General features: G+C 62.5%; 6 protein-coding genes. All 6 read left to right on the top strand.

Translation table 11 applies throughout. The features are described 5' to 3' along the window. Positions 1–221 precede the first annotated feature (221 nt). Positions 222–1,064, top strand: coding sequence for a methylenetetrahydrofolate reductase (locus H5T60_12860; protein ID MBC7243319.1), 843 nt, complete (start codon positions 222–224; stop codon positions 1,062–1,064). A 25-nt stretch (positions 1,065–1,089) separates the two neighbouring features. Then, on the top strand, positions 1,090–1,617 hold the full coding sequence (locus H5T60_12855) for a PDZ domain-containing protein (GenBank protein MBC7243318.1): 528 nt from the start codon (positions 1,090–1,092) through the stop codon (positions 1,615–1,617). A gap of 31 nt (positions 1,618–1,648) precedes the next feature. Further along, positions 1,649–2,146 carry a ferritin family protein gene (locus H5T60_12850; protein ID MBC7243317.1) on the top strand — a complete coding sequence of 166 codons (498 nt, stop codon included), beginning with the start codon at positions 1,649–1,651 and terminating at the stop codon, positions 2,144–2,146. Positions 2,147–2,177: 31 nt separating this feature from the next. Beyond that, entirely contained in the window at positions 2,178–2,705 is a 528-nt protein-coding gene (locus tag H5T60_12845; GenBank protein MBC7243316.1) for a ferritin family protein, read from the top strand. Positions 2,706–2,774: 69 nt separating this feature from the next. After that, a complete protein-coding gene (locus H5T60_12840; GenBank protein ID MBC7243315.1) occupies positions 2,775–3,278 on the top strand; it encodes a rubrerythrin family protein in 504 nt (167 codons plus the stop codon). A 33-nt stretch (positions 3,279–3,311) separates the two neighbouring features. Next, entirely contained in the window at positions 3,312–3,476 is a 165-nt protein-coding gene (locus tag H5T60_12835) for a rubredoxin (GenBank protein MBC7243314.1), read from the top strand. Positions 3,477–3,539 lie beyond the last annotated feature (63 nt).

Here is a 3,539-nt window from a genome sequence, read left to right as displayed (position 1 = left end):
GAACGGGGCTGGAACGTCGGCGTTCCGGTCAGCCGTCCCAGTGCCCAGTGTTCCTTTGTCTGGGGGCAATAAAGAACAAAGTATTGTGCAAAATTTTTGACCGAAAGAGTGAAAATTAATATTGACAATCATGAGGCATTCGGTTATAATGCCAGAGCTGACGGGCGTGCCGGCATCGGCGTGATGCGCGGAGCGCTGTCGCATAGTGAGTACAGGCATTGATGAATACATCGCCGCAGGATCGTTGGGTGGAGAAGCTGGGCCGGCAGTTCGTGGTCAATGTCGAGATCGTGCCGCCGGCCGGCGAAAAATCGGATATCGGAAGCCGGGCTTGCAGTCACCTGATGGGCCTGCCCGTGGACGGATTGAACATCGCTGACAGTCCCATGGCGCGGGCGCGCATGACCCCGTTGCTGGTGGCCCACCTGGTGGAGCAGGAATGCCCGGGCCGGTTCGCCTATGTCCCGCATCTGAATGCACGGGACCACAATCGCGTGGCGGCGCGCGGCATGCTGTGGGGCGCGGCAGCCATGGGGGTGCGGGCGGTCCTCATTGTGAGCGGGGATGCGATCTCCTTCAGCAATGACCCGCAGTCGAGGGCCGTCACCGATGTACAAGTGCCCGATCTGATCGGCATGGCGCGGGAAGCCGGCCTGCTGGCCGGCGTGGTGCTGGACCCGCGACCGGCGCAGTGGGAGACGGAGCGGCGGAAAATGGCCCGCAAGGTGGAGGCCGGCGCCGGCTTCGTCATCACCCAGCCGCTGTTCGAGCCGGTCCATCTGGCGCGGGTCGCGGGGCAGATGGAGCCGTTCCACCTGCCCCTCATCGCCGGCATCCTGCCGCTGGTGAGCGTTCGGCATGCTCGCTTCCTGGACCAGCGCGTGCCAGGTATTTCCGTTCCGGCGCCCCTGATCGCTGAGCTGGAGCGCGCCGGCCCCGAGGCGCTGGCAGTCGGGCTGGGGAATGCGCGCCAGATGCTGGAATGTGCCCGCCGCGCCTGTGCCGGCGCCTGTATCATGCCGCCCTTCGAGCGGTTTGATTTAGTGCCCGCCATATTGTCATGATCGATCCTGGAAAGGAATGACGCCCATGGAAGTTGTCATCTACACCACCCCGACATGCCCGTACTGCCGGCAGGCCAAGGAATTTCTCCGGCAGAAGGGCATCCCCTTTACGGAAAAGGACGTGACCAGCAATCCCGCCTATGCCCAGGAGATGATCCAGGTCTCCGGTCAGCGCGGCGTCCCCGTGCTGATCATCAACGGTCAGGTCATCGTCGGCTTCAACCGGCCGCTCATCGAGCAGGCCCTCTCGTCCGCCGGCACCGCCGGCGCCGGCCGGCCGAGGCTGGGAGCCTCTGTGGCGGACGCGGCCAAGGTGGCCGCCAAGTACGGCTTGGGCGTCTATCAGGGCGCGTACGTCGGCCAGGTGACGCCCGGGTCGCCGGCAGATCGGGCCGGCATCCGCGTCGGCGATGTGATCCTCGGCATGGCCGGCTACTCCATCCAGAATGCGGATGATGTCCAGCATCTGGTGGAGCGGATGACCCCTGGCCAGTCGGTGCCGGTGGTGGTCTGGCGCGATGGCCGGCAGATACAGTTGGAAGTGCGGTTCTGACAGTTTTTCGGCGACAGGAGGGAATCGTCCTATGAACCTATCCTCAGAATGCCAGGCGATCGAAATGGGGATGCAGCTTGAGCGGGACGGCCGTGCCTTTTACCTCAAGGCGGCCGAGCGCACCACGGACCCGAAGGGGCGCGCCATGTTCCTCTCCCTGGCGGACGATGAGGCCATCCATCTGCGCGTGCTGGAGGAGCAGTTGGCGGCCATCCAGCAGAAGGGATACTGCGAGGTCCTGCCGGAGATGGGAGAGGCGCCGGCCGGCTGGGATGAGGAACTGTTCCCCAAGGACCCCGCCCTGCTGGAGAAAATCGTCCATCCGGAGGCCAGCGATATTGACGCCCTGATCTTTGCGCTTCAAGCGGAGCACAAGAGCTACGAGCTGTACCGCCGCATGGCGAAGGAGACGCAGGACGAGAAGGCGCGCCAGATGTTCCGCTGGCTGGCCAGCGCGGAACGCGGTCATTTCAATCAGTTGATGCTCAATTACGAAGCACTGCTTCAGACCGGCCATTGGGCATCTTGATACGTTTTCACATTCAGAAAGGAGCGCTAGGATGCAGTTACAGGATGCATTGGACATTCTGATTCGGGCGATGGTCAACGAGCAGGACGGTTACGACTTTTACGTGGCGGCCGCCGGCCGGGTGAGCGATCCCAAGGGCAAGAAGATGTTCATGAGCCTGGCGAACGACGAGCTGGGGCATCTGCACATCATCAAGGCGGAATATGATAAGGTCACCGCCGGCGGCGGCTTTGTCGACCTCGACGAGGCGCGGCGAAGCCTCCCTCCCGATCCCTCCCTCCAACTCTTCCCCGATAAGCGCCAGGTACAGCGCATGCTGGAAGCCGCCACGGACGACGAAGCCGCTCTGCGCATTGCCCTGGATTTCGAGCAGAAGGGCTATCACATGTATTCCGATGCGGCACAACGCAGTACGGACCGCAACGCACAGGAGGTTTTCCGCTTCCTGGCGGATCAGGAGAGCCAGCATTATGAACTCATCCAGAACACCCTGCATTTCCTGACGGACAGCGGGATCTGGTACTTCCAGGACTCGGAGAAGCCGTTCTTTGAGGGATAACCCGACAGGCACTCGGGCGCTTCGGAAGGGGGAGGAAGGCATTTCACACATTGCACAGGAGGTAAGCGTATGCGCAAGATGACCAAATCCAATCTGGAAGCGGCCTTCGCCGGCGAGAGCATGGCCCACATGAAGTACTCCATCTTCGCCGATAAGGCCCGGGAAGAGGGCTTCAACAACGTCGCCCGACTGTTTGAGGCCATCGCCTATGCCGAACGGGTCCATGCGACCAACCACCTGCGGGTGCTGGGGGGCATTGGGCATTCCACCAACAACCTCCAGACCGCCATTGACGGCGAGACCTTCGAGGTGGAAGAGATGTATCCCGCCTATCGGGTGGTGGCGGAATCGCAGGACGAGAAGGGTGCCGTGGTGAGTACCACGTATGCGCTGGAAGCGGAGAAGATCCATGCCGCGCTGTACACCGAGGCCAAGCAGGCGGTGGAGGCCGGCAAAGACATCGAGCCGCGCGACATCTTCATCTGCAGTGTGTGCGGCTATACCGGCTACGGGGAACCGCCGGATGTCTGCCCGGTCTGCAAGGCCAAGAAAGAGAAGTTCCGCTTGTTCTAGACCGCCCGTCCATCACAACAGGAGGATGCACACATGAAGAAATGGGAATGCCTGGCCTGCGGCTATATCTATGACCCGGCGAAAGGGGACCCCGAAGCCGGCATCGCCCCCGGCACCCCCTTCGAAGACCTGCCCGATGATTGGGTCTGCCCTGAGTGCGGCGCCGCCAAGGACATGTTTGAGCCGGTAGAGGAATAACGGATGCCCAGGGTGCGGGATGCGCGTCCGACCGCGTCCCGCACCCCACCCCACGGAACCATG

This window comes from Anaerolineae bacterium, from assembly GCA_014360855.1.
Classification (GTDB): Bacteria; Chloroflexota; Anaerolineae; order JACIWP01; family JACIWP01; genus JACIWP01.
This window is presented reverse-complemented; position numbering and strand designations above follow the sequence as displayed.